This is a genomic window from Thiocapsa marina 5811 (genome assembly GCF_000223985.1).
In the GTDB taxonomy this organism is placed as follows: domain Bacteria; phylum Pseudomonadota; class Gammaproteobacteria; order Chromatiales; family Chromatiaceae; genus Thiocapsa; species Thiocapsa marina.
This window is the reverse complement of the sequence record NZ_AFWV01000007.1, coordinates 43,701-65,207: the sequence shown is the minus strand read 5'-3', so window position 1 is coordinate 65,207 and position 21,507 is coordinate 43,701. Positions and strand designations below refer to the sequence as shown.

Sequence of the window (21,507 nt, the reverse complement as noted above, 5' to 3'; positions counted from 1 at the left end):
TCACGGCTCGCGCGGAGCGCCGCCGTCTCCGGGCTTGAAGACCGCGCGAATCCGCGCCGAGTTGCCGATGACCGCCAGGGAGCTGAGCGGCATCGAGACGGCTGCGATCAGAGGTGTGACGACCGCAGCCATCGCAAGCGGGACCATGACGAGATTGTAAACCACCGAGATGCCGATGTTCTGGCGGATGGTCCTTAGGGTGCTGCGAGACAGTCGCGCGGCCTCCTCGACACGCCCGAGCTCACTGGACATGAGGACGATGTCGGCGCTGGCGATCGAGACATCGGTCCCGCTCCCCATGGCGATCCCCACATCGGCACGCACCAATGCAGGCGCGTCGTTCACCCCGTCGCCCACCATGGCGACCCGGTGGCCGCCACGCTGCAGCTCGGCGATCACACGATCCTTGTCCTCGGGCATGACCTCGGCGATAACATCGATCCCGCCTCCGAGCTGCGCTGCGATCGCCTCGGCCGTCTCGCGGCGATCACCGCTCAGGAGCGTCACCCGGATCCCCCGCTCGCGCATCCGCCCGATCACGCGCGCGGCATCGGGACGCAGCGGATCGGCGACGCCGAGCCGCAGCACCTCTTCACCGGCTCGCGCGCAATGAACCAGCCCCGAAGCCGCGGCGGACTGCTCACCAACCTCGGACCAGGGTTGCACGCCGTTGCGGATCAACCACTCGCACGAGCCGGCGAGGATCTCCACGCCATCGACGCGACCCTTGATTCCGAGACCGGGCGCGACCTCGACCGCATCGACCCGGGAAGCCACGCGGTCGATCTCGGCACGTGCGCAGAGGTCCAGGATGGCTGCGGCGATCGGATGCTCCGAGAGCCGCTCGAGCGCCTGAAGCCCAGTGAGGACATCGCGCTCCTCGCACGTCAAATCATGCGGTCCGTCGATCGGGCGCCAATGGCCGGGCGCGCTCGCGAGCCCGGTCACGGTCGGCCGCCCGACGGTCAGCGTCCCGGTCTTGTCGAAGACGAAATGATCGATCGAGGAGAGGCGCTCGAGCACGGCACCGTTCTTCACGAGGATACCCCGCGAGGCGGCCAGACCCGTCGCCACGGCCACTGCCATCGGCGTGGCCATTCCGAAGGCGCAGGGACAGGTGATGATGAGCACGGCCGTCGCCGCCATGACCGCGACCTCGACATCCACCCGCATCCAGATCAGGAAGGTCAAGGTCGCCAGACCGAGCGTTCCCGCGACGAACCAGGGCACGATCCGGTCGGCAAGCCGCTGAATCGGGGCCTTGCTCGCTTGCGCGTCCTCGACCAGACGGATGATGCGACCCAGCGCGGTCTCGCGCAGCAGCGCACCGATCCGCACGGTCAGGACACCCGCACCGTTGATGGTACCCGCAACGACCTGATCGCCGATCGTCTTCGCGACCGCTCGCGACTCGCCGGTGAGCATGGATTCGTCCACCCCGCTGCCGCCCGAGATCACTTCGCCGTCCACGGGGATCCGCTCGCCCGGACGCACCAGCACACGCTCGCCAAGTTTCAATGCGCGAACCGGAACGACCGACTCGGCCTCGCCGCCCTCCCCGTCCAGTCGAGTCGCGACCTTCGGTTGAAGGTCGAGCAGCCGTTGCGTCGAGGCCACCGCCTTGCGCCGCGAGATCGCCTCGAGATAGCGCCCGACGAGGATGACGAAGAGAAAGTTGACGACGGTATCCCAATAGACATCTCCGATGCGCGAGATGCCGAGTGTGACGTAGAGCGAATAGCTATAGGTCGTGGTCACGCCGATCGCGATCGGCAGGTCCATGCTGAGATGGCCCGAACGCAGACCGGACCAGGCTCCGCGGAAGAAGGGCGCGCCCGAATACAGGAGGGTCGGCGTGGCAATCACAAAGCCGAGCCACTGAAACAAGCCGCGGAACTCGCCCTCATCGGCGCCCGCGTAAAGCGCGATGGAGATCCACATGAGATTCATCATCGCGAAACCGGCCCACGCCATGCGGTAGAGCATGTTGCGGTTCTCGCGCCCGACCGCACCCTCGGCGGACTCGGGATCGAAGGGCGCGGCGGCATAGCCGAGATCGGCGAGTCGGCGCAGGATCCGAGAAAGCTTCAGGCGACCGTTGTCCCAGCGCACGCGCAGCCGCCGCCCGGTCAGGTTGACGCGGGCCTCCTCCACCCCCGGCATGGCGCAAAGCCCCTTCTCGATCAGCCAGACACAAGCCGCGCAGTGGATACCTTCGACCAAAAGGTTGATCTCGCGGGACTCGCCGGCGGTGTCGGTGAACTCCTCCTGCACGGCATCGAGGTCGAAGACAGCCAGATCCTTCGGTGGCTCGGGGGGTGGCCCGAAGATCTCGCCCTCGGGGGTGCGCTTGTAGAAGCCCTCCAATCCGGCCGCGAAGATCGCTTCGCAGACCGACTTGCAGCCGGTGCAGCAGAAGGCTCGTTCGCGACCGGCCACCACGGCCGTCTCGCGCGCGGATTCGGCGACCGGCAGACCGCAGTGGAAGCAGCGCGTTCGGGCCGAGGCCGCCTCCGGATGTACACCCGCCGCCGATGCCGAACCAGCTTCGGGGCTCGAAACCGGAGGCGTTCGGACCTCAGGGGCGAGCGACGTTGACACGCTCGCCGACGCTGTATTCGTCCTCGCCTGTCTTCGCGGCGATCAGGATGTCCCAAACGCCGACCAGCGGAAAAGACGTCTCGACCAGATAGCGTCCCTTGGTCTCCCGAATCATCGGCAAAGCGAAGTCGCGCGAGACATCGGACGGCCGGTATGCGTAAAAGGTCGCGTCGTCGACATCCACGGGCTGACCGGCCTTGTCGACAAGGACCAAACGAATCGACTCTTGCGCACCGGCCGTGAGGGGCTTCGGGATATCCGCACGCATCAGCCAACCGGGATCGCGGGCGAGACGCGAGACCATCGTTCGCTCGTAATCCTGGCCCCGTTCATAGTAGTTCGCGTTGACCAACCCCGGATTGGTGCGGATCGCGAGAAAGACAAAGGTCAGATTCACGGCCAGTACCGTGACGATTAAGCCGATCCATGCCAGAACCCAGGGGCTGCGGAACGCCGGGGTCGGTTTGGAAGAAGATTCGCTAGTTGCCTGCATACTCGTTTACCTCGATTTCGATACCGTTCGAGCAACGGCTCGTCGGCTGTGCCAAACGAGCTCCCGTGCCGACCTGTCTATGCTGCGTTCCGCATCCAAAGAGCCGACGAGCCGACTCGAACGACGCCAACCGCAAGGGCCAACAACGCCGAGACGGTGACAAGCTCGATGCCCTGCTCAAGACGGGAAAGGGTGTCGTGATCCATGTCCACGAGCCGCATCAGGAGGTAGGACAACGCGTCCGCGCCGATTGAAGCAGAAGCAACAATCCCGAACACCAGCCCCGTCAGGACAATCGCGGCACGCCCCGCTCGATCAGTCCCGCGCCAGCCTAAGGCGAGAATTACGATCGATATGGCACCGAACACGAGCGAAAAGACAAGAACCCCTATTTCGGATCTTGTCGGATCGTCGATGCCCGCAACCCAGCCGTAAATGAAAAGGACACCCAATGCTTTATGAAATTTCAGTATCTTGACCGCGGCAAGCAGACTCGCAATCACACAGAGACTGCCGAAAGCAGAATCGCGGTAGCGCCACCACCCGAAGATGAAAACCAGGGCCGCGAGGGCGAATTGACTCGCAATCATCAGGTTGCCGATCCCCGCCTTGAACGAGACCAGGTCGAATGCTTTGGCGACGATCATCAGGACAAACAAAACGTCGAAGACCATCAGTGCGGTGAATAGCCTGCGGGTCGACACATCCCGAAGGACGTCGCGACCGAGCCGCTTTGCGTCCCCCAAGCTCGCCATCTCATCCATCGATCGATGCTACCGTTTGCATTAGACAAGCACCGAACGGCGTCCGTCGCGCTCGGAGCCGGCGAGCCTGCTAGGACCGCGGTCCGATGAAGACGCTGTCCCGATCGGCCTCGACCAAGTCGCCGGAGGGGCGCGCCGCTTCGACGTGAAACCGCACCGGATGCTGTTCGCCGTCGAGCGAGCGCTTCGGCACCTTCACGAAGACGACGGCGGGCGTCACTCCGCCCGGCGGTGCGACGATCGGCTCCTCCGCACCCACGAGCTCCAAGCCGTCGGGTCCGGTCACGCTGATCCGTACGGAGAGCTCCTCGGGCATCTTGTTGAGAATCTTCAGCGTGTACTTGTTTTGGATAGACCCGTCGCTGAGCCGCACGTACAGCGGCGCGCGCTCGTGCAGAACCTTGAGGTCGATCGCAGCCAAGGTCGAGAACCCGTAGAGGATCCCGGCCAAGGCAACACTCATAATCGCCGCGTACACCCACACCCGCGGTCGTAGCAAGAGTTTCTTGGTGGGCAACCCTTCGATCTCGTCGAGCGAGGCATAGCGAATCAGACCGCGCGGACGCCCGACCTTGTCCATGACCTGGTCGCAAGCATCGATGCAGAGCGCACAGGTGATGCAGCCTTCCTGCTGCCCGTGACGGATGTCGACCCCGGTTGGACAGACGGCGACGCATTGATTGCAGTCGACGCAGTCGCCGCCCGAGCGCGTTTCGCCGGTCTCGCCGCGTTTCACGCGTCCGCGGGGCTCGCCTCGCGCAACATCGTACGTCGGAACGATAGTCGTCTTATCGAGCATGACGCCTTGGATACGCGCATAGGGACAGAGCCAGAAGCAGGTCTGCTCGCGCATGAATCCGGCAAGGCCGTAGGTCCCGACCGTGAAGAGCGCCACCGTGATGTAGGCAACGGGGCCGGACTCGCCGGCGAAGAAGCTGCCCCACAGCGTCGGCGCGTCCGTGAACCAGGCCACGAAGCTGAAACCCGTGATAAAGCCGATCATCAACCAGAGCGCATGCTTGGTCGCCTTGATCCGAAGCTTGCTCAGGGACATGGGCGACTTGTCGAGCTTTCGACGTTGCGGCGGACTCCCCTCGAGCTTCTCTTCGATCCAGGTGTAGATATCGGTCCAGACCGTCTGAAAGCAGAAATAGCCACACCAGACGCGGCCGACCAATGCGGTCGCCACGGCGAGCAGGATGGCGAAGAAGAGCAACAACAGCGAGAGCATCCAAAAGTCCTGCGGGAGGACCGTCGCGCCGAAGATGTGATACTGACGATTCGGGATATCGAACAAGACCGCCTGCCGGCCGTCCCAGCGCAGGTAAGGGCCCAGGAAGTAGATCAACCAAACCGACGCGGCAGCCCACTTGATGGTGCGCCAACGCCCGGCAAGACGTTTGGCGTGGATCGTCTCCCCGCCGGTATTGACATGCCAATGTTCGGCCTCGGCATAGAGGTCATCAACGGCGGTTTGAGTTACGACAGGATTCGTGCTCACTGACCATCTCCACGACGGGGTCAACGTTTACGACAGGGCGCTCGAGCGCCGCGTTGCGAGCGCATCGCGACGACGCGCAACAGAGAAGCGGCGGCGCGCTCGGCCGAATCCGGCCCTCGGGACCGGTTGAAGGGATCCGAAACGATCAGCCGATGGCCGCTTTCGTCAATCGATCAGCTTACGCTTCAGGCCGGCTTTTCGCCATGCGTTTTCGCAAGCGCAACCGATTGATTCGGAAGCCATTTACGGTACAAAAAAAGGGGGATCTCAGATCCCCCTCGATGGCATTGCAGCACGCCCGACGCGCCGTCAATGCTGGTTGTTCTTATGCGCCTCCGCATCCCGGTTCATTAAGGTGATGACCTTGTAGACCAGAAACACGATGATCAGGATCGCGATGACGACCATCGCGATGGACATCCAAGTCACGAAATCCCACGTCAATCCTCCGGTCATGTCGATCTCCTCCCCTGCTCCCCTTGTTGTCCGCAGGCCGGCCGACGGGCCGGCCCGCACGCCTTCAGACGCTTGTCAGCCGCCACCGCCGAGCTGGTGGACATAAATCGCGAGCTTCTTGATGTCCTGATCGTCGAGTTTCCGAACCTCGACATCGTCCACCTTAGCCACCGAGCCGAAGGCCGGCATGACCGCGTCTCGCGTCTCGGGGATACCGGGCTGGTTCACACCGTACATGATCGTGTGACGCGCACTCTCGAAGCCGCCCGGCTCGAAGCGCCAGATGCTGTCGGTGAGATTCGCCGCACCGACGGTCACGACCTCCCCGCCCGGAAGCTCGGCGAGTACCCCGTTCGCCTTCTCTCCGTGACAGGCGTTGCAGCCCTTGGCCCGATACAGCTCCCAACCGGCTGCACTACCCTCGCTGCCGTCGTGCATTTCGACGACCCAGTTCGAAAGCGCATCGATCTCTTCCGCCGAGAGGATGTTCGCGTGGGCGGTCATCGCGCCTTTACGACCGTTCGTAATCGTCTCTTTAAGCTTCGTAATCGAGCCGCCGTACAGCCAGTCGTCGTCCGCCAAGACCGGATAGCCGGGATTGCCTTGACCGCCGCTACCATGGCAAGCAGAGCAATAATCGCCGAACAGGACCTTGGCCGATGCCAGCGTGTACTGCAGCAGCCCCGGATCGGCGATGATCTCTTCGGCAGTCATCTGACTGATCTGCTCTTCGAACGGACCGCGTTTCGCGTCGACCTGAGCAACGCCCTGCTCGTATTCCTGTATCTGGGTCCAACCCAGAAGCCCCGGTGTGGCTTGCTGACCGACCGGCCAGCTCGGGTACAGGATGGTGTAGGTGATGACGAAGAGAATGGATGCCCAGAATCCGAGCATCCACCACCGCGGCGGCGGATTCGCCAATTCCCGCAGATTGTCGTCCCAGACATGCCCGGTATTGTTCTCACCGGGAAAGGGGTTATTTTCGGCCATGTGGGTCTCCGGTGTGCTCGTTGTCCTCTTCGAACGGGATATGTTTCATGGCTTCGAGCTTTTCCCGATTCTTGGGACGAAAGACGTAGAAGTAGGCACCGACCATCAGCAGGAAGACAACGACGGTGAGGATCGTGCCGATCCAATCATTCGTCGTCATCGCCTGCCAATCGGTCTGGAGGTGGTCGCTGAGACTACTCACGGTAGGTCTTGGACTCGTCAAGCGCGACCATGGTGCCGAGGACCTGTAGATAGGTCACCAGAGCGTCCATTTCGGTCTTGCCGTCCACCAGTGCCGGCGCCGCCTCGATATCGGCGTCCGAGTAAGGCACACCCACCGTACGCATCCCGCGCATGTGACGCTGCATTTTCTTGCCGCTGAGATAATTCTCGTCCAGCCAGGGATACCCCGGCATTACGGACTCAGGGACCAAGGAACGCGGCGCACGCAGATGCTGGCGCTGCCACTCGTCGGAATATTTACCGCCGACCCGCGCGAGGTCAGGACCAGTCCGCTTCGAGCCCCACTGGAAGGGGTGATCGAACATGGACTCGGAGGCCAGCGAGTAGTGCCCGTAACGCTCGCGCTCGTCGCGGAACGGACGGATCATCTGCGAGTGACAAAGGTAGCAACCCTCGCGCTGGTAGATGTCTCGCCCGGCCAGCTCGAGCGCCGTGTAGGGACGCATTCCTTCGCCCGCCGCCCAGTTCCATTGCTCTTTTCCGGCCTCGTCGACGACCACGATCGGCTCTGCTCCGGCCTTATCCCACACGATCTCCGGATAGGTGTGGTACTCCATGGTGTTCTTCATATAGAAGAGCGGAACGATCTCGACCAATCCGCCCACGGACAGCACCAGGGCCGTCACGATGAGCAGGCCCCAGATATTGACCTCCATCCATTCCTGGAAGGATTTCGGCTTCGTCTTGTTATCGGCCATTAGATGCTACTCCGGGGATCATGCCGCTGCCGGCAAGGCACGGGCCTTGCTCAGGCTGCCTTCGGACAACGACTTGCGCACGGTCATCAAGATGTTGAAGAGCATCACGATGGCGCCGAGCAGGAAGATCGCACCGCCGACCGCTCTCATGGCGTAGTAGGGGTGCATCGCGTCCACGGACTCAACGAAGGTATAGGCCAGGGTGCCGTACTCGTCGTAGGCACGCCACATCAGGCCCTGCATGATTCCCGAGACCCACATGGCCACGATGTAGATCACGGTCCCGATCGTCGCCGTCCAGAAATGGAAGTTGATCAGCCGTACCGAGAACATCTCCGTGTGATAGAGCCTGGTCATCAGGTGGTAGATCGCACCGATCGAGATCCCCGCAACCCAACCCAGCGCGCCGGAATGCACGTGACCGATGGTCCAGTCGGTGTAGTGGGAGAGCGCGTTGACCGTCTTCAGCGACATGACCGGGCCTTCGAAGGTCGACATGGCGTAGAAGGCGAGTGCAATGATCAGGAAGCGCAGCACATAGTCGGTCCGCAGCCGGTCCCAGGCGCCCGAGAGCGTCATCATGCCGTTCACGGCACCGCCCCAGGAGGGGATGATCATCGCGATGGAGACCGCGGCTCCGAGCGACCCTGTCCAATCGGGCAGCGCGGTGTATTGCAGATGATGCGCACCCAGCCAGACGTAGCCGAACATCAAGGCCCAAAAATGGATGACCGAGAGCCGGTAGGAGTAGATCGGACGTCCGGCCTGTTTCGGCACGAAGTAATACATGATCCCGAGGAAACCGGCCGTCAGGTAGAACCCGACCGCGTTATGTCCCCACCACCACTGGATCATCGCGTCCTGGACGCCCGAGAAGATCGAATACGACTTGAAGAGTCCGACCGGAATCGCCAGGCTGTTCACGACGTGGAGATAGACGATCATGATCATCATGCCGAGGAAGAACCAGTTCGACACATAGATGTGCGAGGACTTCCGGTTGGCGATCGTCATCACGAAGTTGATGGTGAACGAGAGCCAGACCACGGCGATCAAGATGTCGACCGGCCATTCGAGCTCCGCGTATTCCTTCGATTGGGTCAAACCCAGCGGAAGCGTAATCACGGCCAGAACGATGACCAGATTCCAACCCCAAAAGGTGAACCAAGCCATCTTGTCGCTCCAGAGGCGTGCGCCGCAGGTGCGTTGGACGGTATAGAAGGCGGTGGCCATCAGGGTACATCCGCCGAAGGCGAAGATGACGGCATTGGTGTGAAGCGGGCGCAGACGCCCGAACGATAAATAGGGGCTATCGAGATTCAGTGCCGGCCAAGCCAGCTCCGCTGCGATATAGACCCCGACAGACGCGCCCACCACAAGGTAGACGACGGCCATGACCGTGAACCAGCGTACAACGTCGAAGTTGTACTTCCGTTCCAGACTGGCTTCCATTAGACCCTCCCAGAAAACGTCGGGAAAACAACAAGGATTATAAGGCGATCCAGCCGTCTCGTGATGCCGCTGCATCGGGCGACAGTGCGCGGGTCATCTCACTGGATCGGAGTCGGAAAGTCAACAGATGGGCAGGGCATACAACCCGATCCATATGGGATATACCGCAACAGTCATTGATCTGGATCAGGTCCGGGCGGGGGATTCGAGCATCCTGACGAACGGTCTCACTTGAAAAACGCGTCGATCGAAAACCCTTCTTTTTCCAGGATATCGCGAAGCCGCCGCAACGCATCCATCTGGATTTGGCGCACCCGTTCACGGGTCACGCCCAGCTCCTGGGCGACGTTCTCGAGGGTCGAATTTTCGTAACCGTGCAGGCCGAAGCGCCGCTCCACGACCTCGCGCTGTTTCGCATTGAGCTTCCCGAGCCAGTGCTCGAGATTGGCTTGAATGTCGGTGTCCTGGATGCGGTCGGCGGGATCGTCGGCGGCCTCGTCCTGAAGCATGTCGACCAGCGGCTTGTCGGCATCCTTGCTGTAGGGTGTATCCACCGAGGCGATGCGCTCGTTCAGTCCGAGCATCCGCTTGACCTCGCCGATCGGCTTGTCGAGCAGGACGGCGATATCCTCGGTGGTGGGCTCGTGATCGAGGCGCTGCGAGAGTTTGCGCGCAGCCTTGAGATAGATGTTGATCTCCTTCACGACATGAATCGGCAGGCGCACCGTGCGCGTCTGATTCATGATTGCCCGCTCGATCGTCTGGCGGATCCACCAGGTGGCATAGGTGGAGAAACGGAACCCTCGCTCCGGATCGAATTTCTCGACCGCGCGGATCAACCCGAGGTTGCCCTCTTCGATCAGATCCAACAGGGGTAAGCCGCGATTGAGATAGCGCCGCGCGATCTTCACGACCAACCGGAGGTTGCAGACAATCATGCGCTGGCGTGCGGCGTTGTCGCCGCTTTGGGCTGCCCGCGCGAGGGTAATCTCTTCTTCGGCGGTGAGGAGCTTGGATTCTCCGATCTCGTTCAGGTAGAGGCGCGTCGCATCGAAATCGCCTTCGCCCGAGCTGAAACGCTCGGGCGAAGGCTCGATCGCCACCGGCTCGCTCGGCTCGGACTCGACGGGATCAGCCTCGTCCGCCTCGATATCGTCGTCGGTCGGCTCGGAGTCCTCGCCGTCGAGCAAGATCTCTGTGTCGAGGTCCGACGCGAGATCGGGAACATCGACCTTGGGCTCACGAGGATCGGCGCTTGACATCCACATCTTCCTCCGTCGGGTCGGACGCGTTTACGTTCGCGGAGGCAGGTAGAGTAGCGGGTCGACGGCCGCGCCGTCTCGGCGGATCTCGAAATGCAGGAGATAGCCGCCCCCCTCGACCGCTTGACCCACCTCCGCAACCGCTTGTCCGCGCTTAACCCGATCCCCCTCGGCGGCGAGCAACCTGCGATTGAAGCCGTAAGCGCTCAGATATTTGTCGTTATGTTTGATGATGATAAGGTTGCCGTACCCTTTGAGTCCACCGCCGCTGTAGACCACTTGGCCATCGGCCGCGGCTGTGGCCTGATCGCCGGCGCGCCCGCGGATGCGGATCCCTTGGCGGGTGCGGTCGCCGTCGCTGAAGCGCTGCACGAGCGATCCCTCGAGCGGCCAAGCCCAAGCGACCCCGGTGGCCGCGACCGGACTCCCGGCGGTGCGGGCCGTCTCCTTCCGAGGCGCGCCTCTCGAGGCGGGCTCGGGGCCGGGCGCCGGCGCCGGATTCGCCGCAGGCGCAGCCTTCGTGGGCGCCGGTGCAGCAGCCACCGTCGGAGCGCTCGGCGCCGCGGACGGCTGCGGCGGGGGCGAGCCGTCGGGCGGCTCGATCCGCAGCAGTCGACCGGCATAGATCGAGTAGGGCGACTCCAGGCCGTTCCAGCGTGCGAGCGTCCGAAGACCCACGCCCTGCCGAGTCGCAACCTCGCTCAGCGTGTCGCCTTGGCGGATCAGATAGTAGCCATCCGGAGCCGGACCGACCCAATCCCACCCCCCCACCGGTGCAGGCGCCTTCGAGGCGCACCCGGCGAGCAACAAGGTCACGCACAGGGCAAGTCCATAACAGCCCACCGACAGCATCGCACGACGCCGCGCGGGGCGTGCCCGGGGGCGGCAGAGACGAGCATCCGGCGTGCGAGCGATCGGGCCTTTGGAAATTTTGATTGTATCCATCCGATGCATACAGCGATCAGGAACCTATCGGAAATAAGCGGGGCAGCGAACCTATTCGTTGTCGTTGTCGATTGCGATCACGGCAACGACAACAGACGCGGCAATGGTATTCGTTCGTCAGCTTGTTTTGTTCGTTCGTGGACCCTTTCCGAGCGATCGACTGCTGAATCCAGATTCAAGACACCCCCGAAACGAGCGGTACAAAACTGACCGACTCGAGAACCTCCTGCTCGAAGCCCTGCGGCGTGCGCGTGACACGCAGCAGCACCTGAGCATCGCCCTCCCAGATGGGCAGGATCATGACGCCCCCGAGCGCGAGTTGCTCGGCAAGCGCCCGCGGCACACCGCGCGGCGCTGCCGTGACCAGAATGCCGTCGAAGGGCGAATATTCGGGCCAACCCAGAGCGCCGTCGTCATGTCGAAACCGGATGTTGCGATATTCGAGCTGGCGCAGCCGCTCACGAGCACGCTCGAGCAAGGCCCCGATCCGCTCCACGCTGTAGACCCGGCGCACCAGCGACGCCAGAACGGCCGTCTGAAAACCGGAGCCGGTACCGATCTCGAGCACGGTATCGGGCTTGGATGGCTCCATCAACGCCTGGGTCATCCGCGCGACCGTGTAGGGTTGAGAGATGGTCTGACCATGGCCGATCGGCAGTGCCGAGTCCTCGTAGGCGCGGCTCGCCAGCGCCTCGTCGACGAACAGATGACGCGGCAATCGCCGGATCACGTCGAGGAGCTCCGGCATCCGGATCCCCGACTCTTCCAGACGCTGGATCAGACGAGCGCGGGTACGCTGCGAGGTCATCCCGATCCCTTGGTGGACAGACCCGGCGCTCAAGGGCGCGTATCCAACCACTGGCGAACGGATTCCAAGGCGCTGTGCCGCGTCAGGTCCACCTGCAAAGGAGTGATCGAGACGAAACCGTTGCGCACGGCGAAGAAATCGGTACCGGGCCCGGCGTCCTGCTCCGGACCGGCGGGTCCGACCCAGTAGATGCGACGCCCGCGCGGATCGAGCGCGGGGACGACGGCCTCGGCCTTATGCCGATGCCCCAAACGGGTCGAGACGAACCCCTTGATCCGGTCGTACGGAACATCCGGCACATTGACGTTCAGGATGATGGTGGATTCGAGCGGGGCCTCCCGCAAGCGGGTGACGAGCTCGACCGCAACCGCCGCACCGGTTTCCAGGTGCTGCGGCTCGTGCGCGTACATGGACACCGCGATGGCGGGCAGGCCGAGAAACCGCCCCTCGGTGGCCGCCGCAACGGTCCCCGAGTAGAGCACGTCGTCGCCGAGATTCGGCCCGTGATTGATCCCGGCCACCACGATATCGGGATCGACATCCACCAGGCCGGTCAATGCCAGGTGGACGCAATCCGTCGGGGTCCCGTCGACCCGGATGTAGCCATTCGCCATCCGGGTCGCCCGCAGCGGCACATCCAACGTCAAGGAGTTGCTGGCACCGCTGCGGTCGCGCTCGGGCGCCACGACGAGAACATCCCCGAGGGACCCAAGGGCATCGGCCAGCTTGACCAGACCGGGCGACTGATAACCGTCGTCGTTACTCACGAGAATCTTCATGTCGTCCTAAACCGCGTCCGTAGAAAACCGATACCTCTCCAGGGCCCACCGAATCGGGGTCGCCCGGATCATACTCAAAAGCACCCGAACCGGCACCCGGCGCGCCTCGGTCCGCCTCAACCAAGCGGCGCTGCTATACTGCGAGGCCGAACGACGACTCGACGCAAGCCCATCAGAACGCTCGAGAGCGACCCGGCAGACGCCGTCGTGGTCATGCATGCGGACGTTCGCCGCCACGGACTGTCTTGGGGACTGTCCCAAGCCTGGCCTGCAGGCGACGCCATCCGTCGGAGTGCAACGATAACCTGTCCAGACATGAAGAAACAAATCCAAGAAGCTGATTTGGCGTTGTTTCGCGAGCATGTTCAGGACGCCGAGCCCGTCGCGCACGACCGGGTCGAGCATGAACGCCGCAAACCGCCGCCCATCCCGCGTCCGCGCCCGGTCGAGCTGCCGGAGGGGCAAGGCGTCCCGCTGTTGTCCGAGTCGGAGGTCGAGACTCATGAGTTTCTGCTGTTCGCCCGACCCGGCGTCCAGAGACGCCTGATGTCCGAGCTGCAACGCGGCGGCATCGAGGTCGGACTCGAGCTCGATCTGCACGGATTGCGCGTCGAGCAGGCCCGCGGGCTCCTTGCCGAGTTTCTCGCCGAATGCGCGCGACGCCGCGTGCGCTGCGCCCTGATCGTCCACGGCAAAGGCTATCGCTCGGCCGGCCAACAACCGGTCCTCAAACAAAAGGTCAACTATTGGCTGAGGCTGCACGAGGAGGTGCTGGCCTTCTGCTCCGCGACCCGACGCGACGGCGGCACCGGCGCCGTCTACATCTTGTTGCGCAATCCAAGCAATCCAAGCAAGTCGAGCCGGACGCCTTGACCCGATGCAGCCGCCCCTCGCGCATCCGGCTCCCCGCCCAGACCACACCCGAGAACCCCCGACCCGCGCTCGCGGATCAACGGCGCTCGTCGCCGCCGCGGCCTTGATCGCCGCGAACCTCTGCGGATTCCCCGCGGCTGCCGATGCGGCATCCGACCACCCGGTCATGGGTCTTGCGTATCAGCCCTATGTCGGCCAATGGAGCGCATCGGGGGACAACCCCTTCGCACCTGGGCGGCGCTATACGCCCGCCTTCAACAGCTATCGCGGCGGCATCTCGATGACGCAGACCCCGCCCGGGCTCTGGATGGCCCGCCAGCGCGTCGCACTGCATTTCGATCGTGCCGGGCACCTGAGCAGGATCGAGGCGCAAGGCATCTTGAACCTCGACCCCTCCGCACTGCGCGAGGCCAGTCCGGCCGATTGGAGCCGCACCTACTTCAAATTCTTCGAGGGCACGACAGCGCGCGCCGCGACCACCGTCGACCACCGGGCCTCGGTCTATCGCCAGCTCGACTATCTCGCGAAACAGGCCGACGGGGCACCCCTCACGCTCGCGACCTACGGTACCGGCTTCGATGTCGGCTATTGGCGCCGCCTCGACGGCGAGGACATGGTGGTGCTGCCGGTATGGGCCGAGAACCAGGTCGACGTCTTCGCCGAGGACGCCGGCAGCCCGACCACCCGGCGCACGATCGACGAGCTGTACTTCTATTTCCCGCCCGAGGCCGGCTTCGTCACCCCGGACCCGGACGGGGTCATCGTCGAGAGCACCGGCACGGCGGGGCACGACCTGGCACTGCAAGCGGTGCATCTGCGCGTCTTCGCGCCGGCACTGCGCAGCGACCCCGGAGCGGTGCTGAATCCCGGCTTCTTCCTCGGCGACGCCAATGCGCAAGTCTCCCTTGCCGCCGCCGAGATCAACGCCCGCGCCGGCAAGACCCTCCTCACGATCAAGCAAGGTGTGCCGAACGTCGCCGTCGACGGCACTCTGGTCAACCCGCGGATGCGCTTCGCCATCCGCTCCGCACTCGCCCAGGCACAGACCGCCAACGACCGCCATCCCGGCACCGTCACCCACCTGATCCTCTCCAACGAGTACGCCGAGCCCGTCGTATCGAGCGACGCGCGGATGACCCCGACCCGGCAGGTGACCGAGATGGTGCGTTTCGCTCGGGCGCAGATGGCACCGGGCGGTGACTTCGAGGGGCTCACGCTGACCGTCGGCGTGCGCGGCCGCCGTTTTCGGAGTGTCGACGCGGACGCGACCGATCCGGCGGTTCGCCAATTCACGCAAGACGTCCGCGAGCTGATCGGCGTGACGGACGTGCTCATGGAGAACATCTATCCGAGCCCCGAGGCGGTGGAACAGGCCCGCATCACCGGGAATTGGGACGTCTTCTTCGATCCGGAGCGCGGCGAGCTCTCGATCCAGTGGCGCCGACTCGAAGCGACGATCGCCGGGCTCGCCGACGGCAAGGCGATCGACCTCATGATCGGCGAGATCGGTCACCCCACCGACGGCATCGCCTTCAACCTCCCGGGCGCCGCCGCCGGCGAGCGAGCGGCACCACCCGGCTCGGCATTCGCACGCATCGCCGAGCATCTCGACGATGCCGACAGCCGGATCGGCAAGCCGGGAATCGACATCGTCCAGACCTATTTCAACGATCGGCTGAGCGCCGCCTTCCTGAGCGCCGCGTTCCGATGGTCGCGCGAGCAAGGCGTTCAGATCCACGCCTTCGAGGCCTTCGACGAGCCGCATAAGTCCGACCAGAACCCACCGCCCCCCGGCCCGGCGCGCAGGGCCGCCACCCTGAGTCCGTCGGGGAGCTACGGGGCCGAGGCCTTCTACGGCATCTTCGGCTATACCGGCGTGGCCGGGTTCTCGGCAACGCCCGAGCGTCCGATCAAACCCGGGGCGAAGCTCGTCGACCCACTACCGGCCCGGGCAAACGGCGAAACGCCCCGCTGGGCGCCCCAGTTCTCGGGCCACCTCTACCCCAAGCTGCCGGGGTTCGACTTCAGCCGCACGGCGCGCGCGTTTCTCCGGACGCCGCAGGCGACATCCGCGGAGAACGCAGCGCGGCCGTGAATGCCATCGCGCTGCGGAGTTCTCGGGACGATCTCGGAAGGCGGCGCGCGGATCTTGCCGAACGCCTCCGCCGGAGACCGGTCAGGCGCTGGCTGCATTGGATGCTGGCGTTACTCTGTCTCGGCGCCCATGCCCCAGACAACGTACCGGCTGACGCGCCCCTGCCCCGCGCCGCCGACCCAACCGCGCAAGCGATCCGGGTACTAACCTGGAACGTGCTCGAGCCTTCCCCCGCTCGAGCGGCTGCTCGGCCTTGTGCTCGAGACCGCGAGCACGGCACGAGCGCATACACTGCTGCGGCAAGCGAAGGCGCTGGACCCGGACATCGTCGCGTTGCAGGAGGTCACGGCCGGGTTCATGGAGGTCCTCGCCGAAGATGCCGACTGGGCCGGCTACCACGTCAGCGTCGAGGGATCGGAGGCGCCGCCCGGCGGTTTGCTCGTGCTGTCGCGCTATCCGTTCGCGAAGATCGCCTACCGCAAGCTGCCGAGCGCCTCGGGGCGCTACGTCCTCTTCGCCTCACTCGACCCGGGGACCGAGCCCTTGGTGGTGGCCACCACGCACCTGGAGAGCTTACTGGAGGACCAGGTTGCGCGAAAGGCGCAGATCGCCTTCATCCAGGAGCGCCTGCCCCACCGGGGGCTCACGCTCTGGCTGGGCGATTTCAACGTCGGCGATCAGGACCCAGAGACAGCCCATCTCGCCGGCTGGACCGATGCCTGGACCCGGCTGCGCCCGGGCGGGCCGGGCTACAGCTACGACCTGGAGACGAACCCCTTGGCCCGCGAGCACGCCTTCGCGGCGGAGCCGAGCCGGCGGCTCGACCGCATCCTCGGCTCCCGACGGCTGGTCCCCATCGCGGTCGGCTTGACGGGGCAAACGAACCCGCCGTCCGACCACTACGGCGTCTGGGCCGATCTGGTCCTGTCGCGCTGAGGCGAGCGCCTGTTCAGGCCATCAGGCCGATCGGCGTTGGACGTCTTCTGGACGGACGGAATGTGACAGCGCACGCGCCGGGCATAGAATAGGGACCGAAGCCCCCGTGATCGCCGATTTCCGCGGCTGGTGTCGGTTGGGGTGAGCATCGCGAACCCCAACGATTCGGCGACGGCGGGAGATGTTGGGGTTCGTACCTCACCCCAACCTACCCCATAGCGGGATGAAGGCAGACCGCGGACCAGGTGGCGGCGCCATCCGCGGACATGCCGGGCAAAGAAAAGGGGGCCGAAGCCCCCGTGATCGCCAATGCCGGCAGGCCCGGCGATCATCCGGTCTTAGCGTCGGTCTCGGGCGGGGTGTCGGTGTTGCATTCGTAGGTGCACGCAATCACCGCCCGCGCCTCGGCCGGCGCCTCGGTGTTGTCGCAACTGCTGCCGTTGTAGCAACCCGAAGCCACCCCGCTCGTTGCCCAGGCGATCACGGCCGCGGCCATACAGGTCATCGTCGTCTTCATCGCTCTGGCTCCTTTTGCCGGTGTATTCGGTGAAACCGCGGTCAGCGGGGCACGCACACCCCTGCGGATCTTGATCCGGAGTCAAGCCTCGAATCCATGACATTGCCCGCATGAAGCGTGACGATTAATGACGAATGATGAACGCGGCCGGAGGATCGACCTGAGCCCACCGCCATCCGCACCGAGCGCGGCGCCGGCTGCCGGTGGGTGAACGGGTCACGGACGCCAAGGCGCGGATTTGACTCGGTTCCGCGGGCCCTGCTAGCCTTGGCTTACTGCGTCTTACCGTTGTTGTCGCCATGGAAACCCTCCGCCTGTCCACCAAGGGTCAGATCGTCATTCCGCGAGCGATCCGTGCGCGCCACCACTGGGAGCCCGGCACCGAGCTGGTCATCGAGGATCGTGGCGATGTCCTGGTGCTGCGCGCGGCAAAGCCGTTCCCGCGGACGCGATTGGAGGACGGGCTGGGCTGCACGGGATACCGCGGGCCGGCGAAGACTCCCGAGGAGATGGACGCGGCCATCGGTGACAACCTGCGGCGCGAGTGGACACGGGGCAGCTCCCGATGATCGCAGTGGATACCAATGTTCTGGTGCGGTATCTGACCAACGACGACGTCGAGCAAGCCCGCAAGGCGATGACCGTGCTCGCCGGCCCGGACGTGATCCTCCTGCCCCACACGGTCCTGCTTGAGCTCGAGTGGGTGCTGCGGGCCGCCTACGATCTGCCTCCGGAGACCATCCATCGGTCGCTGTTGCAGGTGCTTGGACTCGCCAATGTCCAGATCGAGAAGGCAGACGACGTCGCGAAGGCCCTGTCCTGGTACGAGTCCGGGATGGATTTTGCCGACGCCCTGCATCTCGCCCTCGCCACCGGCGTCGACCGATTGCTCACCTTCGACCAGCGGTTCGTCAAGGCCGCGAAGGCTCAGGGCCTGCCGGTCCAACACATCCCGATTCCGAGCGATTGACGTCGGTCGGGGTCAGCGCAGCGCACCCCAACGACGGCGCGGCGCGTGAAATGTTGGGGTCGCGCAACGCGCCCCGTTCCACGTCCACGGAGGTGGTCATGACCAGACCCAGCACGGCCAGGGCGAGCGCGGCCCATAGTAGCGGGTCGGTCCGTACGGGCTGCGGCAGGTGCTCGGCGCCGGCCGGGCACGCGGGACGGACACTGACCATGCGCTGACTCCTATCGCGGTCCTCGATCATTCGCATTTCGCTCGGACGGGGCACTCGCCCCGTCCGGAACATCTCGGCGTTTACTCGCGCCTTTCGGCCCAGCGTTTTTCGTACGTCCCCAAACGTACGGGACGGGGTTGCAAACCCCGTCCCGGTTGGGGGAGTCGCGGGCGACTGCGGCTCGGTCGAGCGCGGTGCAAGCGGCGAGGCACTGTGCCGCGGCGACCTGGCCATCGACCTCGAAACCTACAGCGCGAGCCAGAACGACAAGCGGCTGCGGCTGAGCCTGACCCAGAATAGACGCCGTTGCGCTCGTCGGGGGGCGTGTGCCGTTCCAGCAGATGGAGCGAGGTGCGCACGCCGGTGACGCTGTTGCACAGCTCGTGGCGCAGGAAGTGGGCGAGGTTCTCGAGCCAGTCGATGCGCGCCGCCTCGGTCTCGCGCGCATGGCGCTCTCGGGCGAGCAGCTTCTCCGCCGTGTAGTGCTCCATGCGGCTGGTCAGCTCCATGCGGTAGGCACCGACCGTCAGGATGCCGGTCGAGATGACGAGCATGTAGACCGCCTTGGCCATCAGGACCGCGGGGGTATCAAGCGCCCACAAGGTCAGCAGGTTCAGGACGCCGATGCCGCCGACCAGCGGTGCGGCCCAGGCGAAGCGGAGGCCAAGTAGCACATAGCCGTACATGGCGACGACAACGGTGCCGGGGACGAAATACATGGTCGCACCGGCATCGAACAGCAGATTGGCCAGCGCGGTTGTCAGACCGTTGACCAGCACGACTGCGGCGGCGACCGGCTGATCGATGGCCGCAAACCCGGGATGAAAGCTCAGCACGAACGCGACGACGCCGACCGGGATGCTCACCCCGAAACGGGCCGCCCAGAGGGTTGCGGCCTGCTCGCCGAGCACCAGGGAGTCGACGCGCAGGAAGGCGAGCTGCACCAGCACGCCGAGGCCCAGTGCCCAGCGCAGCAACCACAGCGAGCCGTCGAGCTGGGCGCGGCGATAGGCCGCCTCGCGCTCCGGGGAGCGGAAGCGCAGGCTTAGACGGCTCAGCGGCAGTGTGTGCGGGCTCATGCCCGGGAGTGTACCCCGATCTATCTCCGATGAGATTTCAGACACGTAGGGTGCGGTGAGGAACGAACCGCACCGTGCCACGAGTTGACCCGAAATCGGTGCGGTTCGTTCCTCACCGCACCCTACATCACTGGCCCGCCGATGGACTCGCGCCGGAGCGCCTACGACGAGGCGCGTGCCGCACGGATCGCTAGCGGTCGGGCATCGCCTCAGGGGACTCCGCGGCCTTCTCTTGCGGTGTTTTGGCCTTGATCGTCAAGGCGTGCAGGACACCGGACTTCAACTCGTCCTTGAACAGGCCCAAGACGCCTTTTTGGCGTTGGAGCAGACCTTGGCCGGCGAAGCCTTCGCTCACGATGTGGATCTCGAAGTTGCAGTCGGCCCCGGCAATGTCGATGACCGCGTCCGGGTGTTCGGCCCGAACGCGCGTGATGATCTCGTCTTGGTGCATGTGCGATCCTCGGTCTCGTATTAAGCGGCCGCGTCTTTCAGCATCGGCAACAGCTCGCCGCTCGCGAGCATGGCCTCGATGATGTCGCTGCCGCCGATGACCTCGCCCTTGATGAAGAGTTGCGGGAAGGTGGGAAAATCCGAGACCTCGGGCAGCGCCTGCATGAACGCCGGCGCGGCCAAGACATCGACGTAGGCGAACTCGACCCCGGTGGATTGCAGCACGCTCGCTGCCTTGGCTGAAAACCCGCAGCGCGGCTCGCGCGGCGTGCCCTTCATGTATAGGACGATCGGGTTGTCCTCAAGTTGTTGACGGATCTTGTCGGTGGTTTTCATGGGCATTGCTCGCTGAGGGAGGACGGTTGTCTGTCCGGCGCATTCAGTCGCCGGGGAGATCGAGAATCGCCGGGGTTAGATCAGGCCCGTCACGCGTTTGTCGACGATGTAGACCCGACCGTCGATTTCGGCGGAGCGCAACGCTTCAAGTCGCTCGCCCGAGCACAAGACACTCAAGGATTCACCCGTGGTCGGGTCGTAGACGATGCCGTGCATGGAGCAGCGCAGGTGCTTTTGCTCGGCATCGAAGACCGCGTCGTGCATGCAGTCCAGACGCCGCACCATGTGCACGCATTGATTCAAATAGGCGAAGATCTGGCCGCCGTGTCGAAGCACGATCGCGCTCTGGCGCTCGTTCTTGAACAGCAGAGAGATGATTCGATGTTGACGATCCGCCAACTCGGCGCTCTCGCAAATCAGCAGTTTGCGTTTGTCGAACGCTGAAGGGCCCTGGGCTGGCGTGGTGTTCACCGATCAGGAACCCGGGTTCGCTTTCAGAGGTGCAGCTAGATCTCTGCCCATGGTCTCGGCATGGACCGTGAACCAACCCAAGTCGGTAAGCTCGCGATGAACGCTATCCATCTCCTGCGCGCCCAGGCGGAAGCGGGGGTCGTCGAGATCGATCGGGAGTCCGCTCATGGCAGCTCTTCGCGGCGATGGGCGATGGTCTTGAACAGCTTGCGCGCAACGTAGGTGGCGAACTCTTCGCTGTTGTCGTAGCCATAGTCCATCGCGAGATTGGCCAGCGCGTCGATGGATGCCCGCAGTCGGGCGATCTCGCTCGACTCTCGGCCGCAGGTTAGACAGCGCTCGCCGGTATCGCGGCAGGCGTTCTTGCCGTGGCAGGGTTCGAATCGGGCCATGGCTCAGCTCGACCCGAGTCCGGCGCCGACGGTCTGCCGGCCGAAGCGGCCGTGGGGGACTTCGGCGAGCCCGCGGGCATCGCCTCGGGCCACGAAGACATCCACGCTCGCAGTGTGTGAGCCGGGGACTGCATCTGTTCGCGTGATCGATTTCGATGCGTGAATCGGTGCCATGAGACGAATCC

At 64.4% G+C, this 21,507-nt stretch carries 25 protein-coding genes; 5 read left to right on the top strand and 20 right to left on the bottom strand.

Features of this window, described 5'->3' with window-relative positions; all coding sequences use genetic code 11:
* The 13 genes from THIMADRAFT_RS11190 to surE all read right to left on the bottom strand — a co-directional run bounded on the left by THIMADRAFT_RS11190 (window position 1) and on the right by surE (window position 12,992).
* A complete protein-coding gene (locus THIMADRAFT_RS11190) occupies window positions 1-2,442 on the bottom strand; it encodes a heavy metal translocating P-type ATPase (protein ID WP_007193147.1) in 2,442 nt (813 codons plus the stop codon).
* 136 nt (window positions 2,443-2,578) lie between these two features.
* The gene (locus tag THIMADRAFT_RS11185) at window positions 2,579-3,094 is read right to left on the bottom strand and encodes a FixH family protein (protein ID WP_007193146.1); all 516 of its coding nucleotides are present in this window, start codon (window positions 3,092-3,094) and stop codon (window positions 2,579-2,581) included.
* Window positions 3,095-3,171: 77 nt separating this feature from the next.
* Window positions 3,172-3,858, bottom strand: coding sequence for a hypothetical protein (locus tag THIMADRAFT_RS11180; RefSeq protein WP_007193145.1), 687 nt, complete (start codon window positions 3,856-3,858; stop codon window positions 3,172-3,174).
* A gap of 70 nt (window positions 3,859-3,928) precedes the next feature.
* Window positions 3,929-5,359 carry a cytochrome c oxidase accessory protein CcoG gene (gene ccoG, locus THIMADRAFT_RS11175; protein ID WP_007193144.1) on the bottom strand — a complete coding sequence of 477 codons (1,431 nt, stop codon included), beginning with the start codon at window positions 5,357-5,359 and terminating at the stop codon, window positions 3,929-3,931.
* 309 nt (window positions 5,360-5,668) lie between these two features.
* A complete protein-coding gene (locus THIMADRAFT_RS27445) occupies window positions 5,669-5,815 on the bottom strand; it encodes a hypothetical protein (RefSeq protein ID WP_007193143.1) in 147 nt (48 codons plus the stop codon).
* Between the two features lie 75 nt (window positions 5,816-5,890).
* Window positions 5,891-6,805, bottom strand: a complete 915-nt coding sequence (ccoP, locus tag THIMADRAFT_RS11170; RefSeq protein ID WP_007193142.1) for a cytochrome-c oxidase, cbb3-type subunit III — start codon at window positions 6,803-6,805, stop codon at window positions 5,891-5,893.
* Window positions 6,792-7,007 carry a cbb3-type cytochrome c oxidase subunit 3 gene (locus THIMADRAFT_RS11165; protein WP_007193141.1) on the bottom strand — a complete coding sequence of 72 codons (216 nt, stop codon included), beginning with the start codon at window positions 7,005-7,007 and terminating at the stop codon, window positions 6,792-6,794. Before THIMADRAFT_RS11165 ends, ccoP begins: the two co-directional genes overlap by 14 nt.
* Window positions 7,000-7,746, bottom strand: coding sequence for a cytochrome-c oxidase, cbb3-type subunit II (ccoO, locus tag THIMADRAFT_RS11160; protein WP_007193140.1), 747 nt, complete (start codon window positions 7,744-7,746; stop codon window positions 7,000-7,002). Before ccoO ends, THIMADRAFT_RS11165 begins: the two co-directional genes overlap by 8 nt.
* 18 nt (window positions 7,747-7,764) lie before the next feature.
* Complete coding sequence (gene ccoN / locus THIMADRAFT_RS11155) at window positions 7,765-9,198, bottom strand: cytochrome-c oxidase, cbb3-type subunit I (protein WP_007193139.1); 1,434 nt, start codon at window positions 9,196-9,198, stop codon at window positions 7,765-7,767.
* Window positions 9,199-9,425: 227 nt separating this feature from the next.
* A complete protein-coding gene (gene rpoS / locus THIMADRAFT_RS11150) occupies window positions 9,426-10,460 on the bottom strand; it encodes an RNA polymerase sigma factor RpoS (RefSeq protein WP_007193138.1) in 1,035 nt (344 codons plus the stop codon).
* Window positions 10,461-10,490: 30 nt separating this feature from the next.
* Entirely contained in the window at window positions 10,491-11,312 is an 822-nt protein-coding gene (locus THIMADRAFT_RS11145; RefSeq protein ID WP_007193137.1) for a peptidoglycan DD-metalloendopeptidase family protein, read from the bottom strand.
* Between the two features lie 268 nt (window positions 11,313-11,580).
* On the bottom strand, window positions 11,581-12,213 hold the full coding sequence (locus THIMADRAFT_RS11140; RefSeq protein WP_007193136.1) for a protein-L-isoaspartate(D-aspartate) O-methyltransferase: 633 nt from the start codon (window positions 12,211-12,213) through the stop codon (window positions 11,581-11,583).
* A gap of 29 nt (window positions 12,214-12,242) precedes the next feature.
* The gene (gene surE, locus THIMADRAFT_RS11135; RefSeq protein WP_007193135.1) at window positions 12,243-12,992 is read right to left on the bottom strand and encodes a 5'/3'-nucleotidase SurE; all 750 of its coding nucleotides are present in this window, start codon (window positions 12,990-12,992) and stop codon (window positions 12,243-12,245) included.
* A 315-nt stretch (window positions 12,993-13,307) separates the two neighbouring features.
* On the opposite strand from surE, the gene THIMADRAFT_RS11130 reads away from it, so the two are divergent.
* The 3 genes from THIMADRAFT_RS11130 to THIMADRAFT_RS11120 all read left to right on the top strand — a co-directional run bounded on the left by THIMADRAFT_RS11130 (window position 13,308) and on the right by THIMADRAFT_RS11120 (window position 16,896).
* Entirely contained in the window at window positions 13,308-13,865 is a 558-nt protein-coding gene (locus THIMADRAFT_RS11130) for a Smr/MutS family protein (RefSeq protein WP_007193134.1), read from the top strand.
* Window positions 13,866-13,869: 4 nt separating this feature from the next.
* Entirely contained in the window at window positions 13,870-15,960 is a 2,091-nt protein-coding gene (locus THIMADRAFT_RS11125) for a hypothetical protein (protein ID WP_007193133.1), read from the top strand.
* Window positions 15,961-16,215: 255 nt separating this feature from the next.
* Window positions 16,216-16,896, top strand: coding sequence for an endonuclease/exonuclease/phosphatase family protein (locus THIMADRAFT_RS11120; RefSeq protein ID WP_007193132.1), 681 nt, complete (start codon window positions 16,216-16,218; stop codon window positions 16,894-16,896).
* Window positions 16,897-17,224: 328 nt separating this feature from the next.
* On the opposite strand, the gene THIMADRAFT_RS11115 is transcribed toward THIMADRAFT_RS11120, so the two are convergent.
* Window positions 17,225-17,413: a hypothetical protein gene (locus THIMADRAFT_RS11115; RefSeq protein ID WP_007193131.1), complete on the bottom strand. Its 189-nt coding sequence runs from the start codon at window positions 17,411-17,413 to the stop codon at window positions 17,225-17,227.
* A 299-nt stretch (window positions 17,414-17,712) separates the two neighbouring features.
* On the opposite strand from THIMADRAFT_RS11115, the gene THIMADRAFT_RS11110 reads away from it, so the two are divergent.
* On the top strand, window positions 17,713-17,982 hold the full coding sequence (locus tag THIMADRAFT_RS11110) for an AbrB/MazE/SpoVT family DNA-binding domain-containing protein (protein WP_007193130.1): 270 nt from the start codon (window positions 17,713-17,715) through the stop codon (window positions 17,980-17,982).
* Window positions 17,979-18,383, top strand: coding sequence for a type II toxin-antitoxin system VapC family toxin (locus tag THIMADRAFT_RS11105; protein ID WP_007193129.1), 405 nt, complete (start codon window positions 17,979-17,981; stop codon window positions 18,381-18,383). Before THIMADRAFT_RS11110 ends, THIMADRAFT_RS11105 begins: the two co-directional genes overlap by 4 nt.
* Before the next feature lie 291 nt (window positions 18,384-18,674).
* Here the strand turns inward: THIMADRAFT_RS11105 and THIMADRAFT_RS11100 are convergent, their stop codons facing one another.
* From THIMADRAFT_RS11100 to THIMADRAFT_RS11075, 6 genes are all read right to left on the bottom strand, one after another.
* On the bottom strand, window positions 18,675-19,673 hold the full coding sequence (locus tag THIMADRAFT_RS11100) for a hypothetical protein (protein ID WP_007193127.1): 999 nt from the start codon (window positions 19,671-19,673) through the stop codon (window positions 18,675-18,677).
* Between the two features lie 190 nt (window positions 19,674-19,863).
* Window positions 19,864-20,124 carry a BolA/IbaG family iron-sulfur metabolism protein gene (locus tag THIMADRAFT_RS11090; protein WP_007193126.1) on the bottom strand — a complete coding sequence of 87 codons (261 nt, stop codon included), beginning with the start codon at window positions 20,122-20,124 and terminating at the stop codon, window positions 19,864-19,866.
* A 20-nt stretch (window positions 20,125-20,144) separates the two neighbouring features.
* Window positions 20,145-20,459, bottom strand: coding sequence for a Grx4 family monothiol glutaredoxin (gene grxD, locus THIMADRAFT_RS11085; RefSeq protein WP_007193125.1), 315 nt, complete (start codon window positions 20,457-20,459; stop codon window positions 20,145-20,147).
* Between the two features lie 75 nt (window positions 20,460-20,534).
* Complete coding sequence (locus tag THIMADRAFT_RS11080; RefSeq protein ID WP_007193124.1) at window positions 20,535-20,930, bottom strand: Rieske (2Fe-2S) protein; 396 nt, start codon at window positions 20,928-20,930, stop codon at window positions 20,535-20,537.
* Between the two features lie 3 nt (window positions 20,931-20,933).
* Window positions 20,934-21,098, bottom strand: a complete 165-nt coding sequence (locus THIMADRAFT_RS27110) for a hypothetical protein (protein ID WP_007193123.1) — start codon at window positions 21,096-21,098, stop codon at window positions 20,934-20,936.
* Window positions 21,095-21,322, bottom strand: a complete 228-nt coding sequence (locus tag THIMADRAFT_RS11075; RefSeq protein WP_007193122.1) for a hypothetical protein — start codon at window positions 21,320-21,322, stop codon at window positions 21,095-21,097. Before THIMADRAFT_RS11075 ends, THIMADRAFT_RS27110 begins: the two co-directional genes overlap by 4 nt.
* Between the last annotated feature and the right edge of the window lie 185 nt (window positions 21,323-21,507).

Excerpts from the sequence above, each read along its gene's own strand:
- THIMADRAFT_RS11185 (WP_007193146.1), bottom strand. The coding sequence starts at position 3,094 with ATGCAGGCAACTAGCGAATCTTCTTCCAAACCGACCCCGGCGTTCCGC.
- THIMADRAFT_RS11180 (WP_007193145.1), bottom strand. The coding sequence starts at position 3,858 with ATGGATGAGATGGCGAGCTTGGGGGACGCAAAGCGGCTCGGTCGCGAC.
- THIMADRAFT_RS27445 (WP_007193143.1), bottom strand. The coding sequence starts at position 5,815 with ATGACCGGAGGATTGACGTGGGATTTCGTGACTTGGATGTCCATCGCG.
- ccoP (WP_007193142.1), bottom strand. The coding sequence starts at position 6,805 with ATGGCCGAAAATAACCCCTTTCCCGGTGAGAACAATACCGGGCATGTC.
- ccoO (WP_007193140.1), bottom strand. The coding sequence starts at position 7,746 with ATGGCCGATAACAAGACGAAGCCGAAATCCTTCCAGGAATGGATGGAG.
- ccoN (WP_007193139.1), bottom strand. The coding sequence starts at position 9,198 with ATGGAAGCCAGTCTGGAACGGAAGTACAACTTCGACGTTGTACGCTGG.
- rpoS (WP_007193138.1), bottom strand. The coding sequence starts at position 10,460 with ATGTCAAGCGCCGATCCTCGTGAGCCCAAGGTCGATGTTCCCGATCTC.
- THIMADRAFT_RS11145 (WP_007193137.1), bottom strand. The coding sequence starts at position 11,312 with ATGCTGTCGGTGGGCTGTTATGGACTTGCCCTGTGCGTGACCTTGTTG.
- THIMADRAFT_RS11140 (WP_007193136.1), bottom strand. The coding sequence starts at position 12,213 with ATGACCTCGCAGCGTACCCGCGCTCGTCTGATCCAGCGTCTGGAAGAG.
- surE (WP_007193135.1), bottom strand. The coding sequence starts at position 12,992 with ATGAAGATTCTCGTGAGTAACGACGACGGTTATCAGTCGCCCGGTCTG.
- THIMADRAFT_RS11130 (WP_007193134.1), top strand. The coding sequence starts at position 13,308 with ATGAAGAAACAAATCCAAGAAGCTGATTTGGCGTTGTTTCGCGAGCAT.
- THIMADRAFT_RS11125 (WP_007193133.1), top strand. The coding sequence starts at position 13,870 with ATGCAGCCGCCCCTCGCGCATCCGGCTCCCCGCCCAGACCACACCCGA.
- THIMADRAFT_RS11115 (WP_007193131.1), bottom strand. The coding sequence starts at position 17,413 with ATGAAGACGACGATGACCTGTATGGCCGCGGCCGTGATCGCCTGGGCA.
- THIMADRAFT_RS11110 (WP_007193130.1), top strand. The coding sequence starts at position 17,713 with ATGGAAACCCTCCGCCTGTCCACCAAGGGTCAGATCGTCATTCCGCGA.
- THIMADRAFT_RS11105 (WP_007193129.1), top strand. The coding sequence starts at position 17,979 with ATGATCGCAGTGGATACCAATGTTCTGGTGCGGTATCTGACCAACGAC.
- THIMADRAFT_RS11100 (WP_007193127.1), bottom strand. The coding sequence starts at position 19,673 with ATGAGCCCGCACACACTGCCGCTGAGCCGTCTAAGCCTGCGCTTCCGC.
- THIMADRAFT_RS11090 (WP_007193126.1), bottom strand. The coding sequence starts at position 20,124 with ATGCACCAAGACGAGATCATCACGCGCGTTCGGGCCGAACACCCGGAC.
- grxD (WP_007193125.1), bottom strand. The coding sequence starts at position 20,459 with ATGAAAACCACCGACAAGATCCGTCAACAACTTGAGGACAACCCGATC.
- THIMADRAFT_RS27110 (WP_007193123.1), bottom strand. The coding sequence starts at position 21,098 with ATGAGCGGACTCCCGATCGATCTCGACGACCCCCGCTTCCGCCTGGGC.
- THIMADRAFT_RS11075 (WP_007193122.1), bottom strand. The coding sequence starts at position 21,322 with ATGGCCCGATTCGAACCCTGCCACGGCAAGAACGCCTGCCGCGATACC.